We start from the raw sequence: 2817 nt of genomic DNA on the forward strand, positions 1-2817 counted from the left end.
ACATCGCCTTGACGATGTTCTCGGTGACCTTCTTGGCGTCGCCGAGCAGCATCATGGTGTTGTCGCGATAGAATAGCGGGTTGTCGATGCCGGCATAGCCGGAGGCCAGCGAGCGCTTGATGAACATCACCGTACCGGCCTTCCAGACCTGGAGCACCGGCATGCCGTAGATCGGAGAGGACTTATCCTCTTCCGCAGCCGGATTGGTGACATCGTTGGCGCCGATCACGAAGGCGATGTCGGCCTGCGCGAACTCGGAGTTGATGTCCTCGAGCTCGAACACCTCGTCATAGGGCACGTTGGCTTCGGCGAGCAGCACGTTCATGTGGCCCGGCATGCGGCCGGCGACCGGGTGAATGGCGTATTTCACCTCGACGCCTTCCTTCTTCAAGACATCGGCCATTTCGCGCAGCGCGTGCTGAGCCTGCGCCACCGCCATGCCGTAGCCGGGCACGATGATGACCTTGGAGGCGTTCTTCATGATGAAGGCGGCGTCGTCCGCCGAACCGAGCTTGGCCGGCTTCTGCTCGCCCGTACCGCCGCCGGCGGCAGCGGTCTCGCCGCCGAAGCCGCCGAGGATGACCGAGATGAACGACCGGTTCATCGCGTGGCACATGATGTAGGACAGGATTGCGCCCGACGAGCCGACCAGCGCGCCGGTGATGATCAGCGCGGAGTTGCCGAGCGTGAAGCCGATGCCGGCCGCGGCCCAGCCGGAGTAGGAGTTCAGCATCGAGATCACGACCGGCATGTCGGCGCCGCCGATCGGGATGATCATGAGCACGCCGAGCAAGAGTGCCAGGATGACGTTCAGCCAGAAGAACACCGGGCTGCCGGTCATCACGAGGCCGACGATGCACACGACGAGCGCAATCGCGAGCGCGATGTTGATGAGGTGCCGCGCCGGCAGGATGATCGGCGCACCGCTCATGCGGGCAGACAGCTTCAGGAAGGCGATCACCGAGCCGGTGAAGGTCAGCGCGCCGATGGCGACGCCGAGCGACATCTCGACCAGGCTCTGGGTGTGGATGTGCCCGGGCGTACCGATATCGAAGGCTTCGGGCGCATAATATGCTCCCGCCGCGACCAGCACCGCGGCCATGCCGACCAGCGAGTGGAAGGCGGCGACCAGCTCCGGCATCGAGGTCATCGGCACGCGCCGCGCGATCACCGCGCCGATGCCCCCGCCGATCGCGACGGCGAGGATGACCAGCACCCAGGCGAGGCCATCCGCCGGCGGATGATTGGCCAGCGTGGTGGCGACCGCGATCGCCATGCCGATCATGCCGAACAGATTGCCCTGGCGCGACGATGCCGGGCTCGACAGCCCGCGCAGCGACAGGATGAACAGCACCCCCGCCACGAGATACAAGAATGCAGAGAGATTGGCGCTCATCTCAGGTCCCCATTGATCCCTTCAGCCCGAGGTGGCCGCTTACTTCGACTTCTTCTTGTACATCGCCAGCATGCGCTGGGTGACAAGGAAGCCGCCAAAAATGTTCACGCAGGCGAAGATGAGCGCGACGAAGCCGAAGCCGCGCGCCCAGCCCGAGCCGCTCGAAACCATGCCGACGCCGACCGCGAGCAGCGCGCCGACCACAATCACCGAGGAGATCGCGTTGGTCACGCTCATCAGCGGCGTGTGCAGCGCCGGCGTCACCGACCACACCACGAAATAGCCGACGAAGACGGCGAGGACGAAGATCGACAGCCGGAAGATGAAGGGGTCGACGACCTGTGCAACATGCTCCATGACGGGTCTCCTTAAACCTTCGGCTGGAAGTTCGGGTGGATCACGGCACCGTCTTTCGTCAGCGCGGTCGCCTTGACGAGCTCGTCGTCCCAGTTCACGGCGAGCTGCTTCTCCTTCTTGTCGACCATGGTCTCGATGAAGGAGAACAGATTGCGGGCATAGAGGCTGGAAGCCGAGGCCGCGACGCGGCCGGCGACGTTGGTGTAGCCGACGATCTTGATGCCATCGAGATCGACGACCTCGCCGGCCTTGGCGCCTTCGACATTGCCGCCGCGCTCGACGGCGAGATCGACCAGCACCGAGCCCGGCTTCATCGACCTGACCATGTCGGCACTGACGAGCTTCGGCGCCGGGCGGCCCGGGATCAGCGCGGTGGTGATCACGATGTCCTGCTTCTTGATGTGCTCGGCGGTGAGCGCGGCCTGCTTGGCCTGGTATTCCCTGGACATTTCCTTGGCGTAGCCGCCGGCCGTCTGCGCGTTCTTGAACTCCTCGTCCTCGACGGCGAGGAATTTCGCACCGAGCGATTCCACCTGCTCCTTGGTCGCGGGCCGGACGTCGGTTGCGGTGACCACCGCGCCGAGGCGGCGCGCGGTCGCGATCGCCTGGAGGCCGGCGACGCCGACGCCCATCACGAACACCTTCGCCGCGGGCACGGTGCCGGCCGCGGTCATCATCATCGGGAAGGCGCGGCCGAACGCCTCGGCGCCCTCGATCACGGCGCGGTAGCCCGCAAGGTTGGCCTGCGAGGACAGCACGTCCATCACCTGCGCGCGGGTGATGCGCGGCATCAATTCCATCGCGAAGGCAGCAACGCCGGCATCGGCCATAGCCCTCAGCGCAGCCTCGTTGCCATAGGGATCCATGATGGCGATGACGAGCGCGCCGCGCTTGTACTGCGAAAGCTCGGACGCCTCCGGGCGTTTCACCTTGATGATGATATCCGCGTCCTTGAGCGCATCGGCGCTGACGGTGGCACCGGCGGCGGTGAACTCGGAATCCGGCAGGCCCGACTTGATACCGGCACCCGGCTCGACAGCAACCTCGGCGCCCAGCGCCTTGAA

General features: G+C 65.5%; 3 protein-coding genes. All 3 read right to left on the reverse strand.

Annotated elements, in window-relative coordinates; translation table 11 throughout:
• Nucleotides 1-1396, reverse strand: a 1396-nt coding sequence (locus EAV90_RS38915; RefSeq protein WP_164937303.1) for an NAD(P)(+) transhydrogenase (Re/Si-specific) subunit beta, incomplete at its 3' end; no start/stop codon positions are given.
• 39 nt (nucleotides 1397-1435) lie between these two features.
• Complete coding sequence (locus tag EAV90_RS38920) at nucleotides 1436-1753, reverse strand: proton-translocating transhydrogenase family protein (protein WP_091888212.1); 318 nt, start codon at nucleotides 1751-1753, stop codon at nucleotides 1436-1438.
• Between the two features lie 11 nt (nucleotides 1754-1764).
• The coding region (locus EAV90_RS38925) for a Re/Si-specific NAD(P)(+) transhydrogenase subunit alpha (RefSeq protein ID WP_129146454.1) at nucleotides 1765-2817 on the reverse strand (1053 nt) is incomplete at its 5' end.

The sequence above is a fragment of the Bradyrhizobium vignae genome, assembly GCF_004114425.1.
In the GTDB taxonomy this organism is placed as follows: Bacteria; Pseudomonadota; Alphaproteobacteria; order Rhizobiales; family Xanthobacteraceae; genus Bradyrhizobium; species Bradyrhizobium vignae.